This is a genomic window from Mesorhizobium sp. M7A.F.Ca.CA.001.08.2.1, assembly GCF_003998455.1.
GTDB lineage: Bacteria > Pseudomonadota > Alphaproteobacteria > Rhizobiales > Rhizobiaceae > Mesorhizobium > Mesorhizobium ciceri.
In genome coordinates, this window is sequence record NZ_RZPW01001435.1 from 1 (window position 1) to 528 (window position 528).

Sequence of the window (528 nt, forward strand, 5' to 3'; positions counted from 1 at the left end):
CGGCCTCAGTGCCCACGTTCCGTTAAGGTCTGCTGCCAGACCAAGTTCGTGCGACAGTCGGTCTAGGTGGCGGGCGGAGGGCTGCTGTCCTGCAATGGACAGCGCAAGGAGGGGTGGCTTGCCGGAGCAAGTGCCACGCGAAAATACAAAATTTCCCGTTTGGCTCAGGACTTCGAACAAATACCCGGAATAAGTCATCTGTTGCCTCGTGAAGCCGTAAGCCGCCCGTTTTCGAAACACCGCTCTGGATTGCATTGCCGTGGAAAGCCGGATCGGCTCGCGGTGGCAGTCACGCCTTCACCGCGCTAGCTGAGCCAAGCTTAGCGCTCATGTTCACCAATTCGGCAAGCGAACCGGCCTTCATCTTTTGCATCATCCGGCCTCTATGAGCCTTCACAGTGATTTCGCTGATCCCAAGCTGGAAGCCGACCTGTTTGTTCATGAGGCCGGACGTCACCAAGGCCATGACCTCTCGTTCGCGACGGCTTAGTGTGGCTTGATCGTCCCGAAGAGCCTGCAATTCGGCGT

At 57.8% G+C, this 528-nt stretch carries 1 protein-coding gene; it reads right to left on the bottom strand.

The genetic code is table 11. The annotated features are described in order from the left end of the window. Positions 1–289: 289 nt before the first annotated feature. A partial coding sequence (locus EN914_RS37835; protein ID WP_245497962.1) for a response regulator transcription factor occupies positions 290–528 on the bottom strand: 239 nt, incomplete at its 5' end.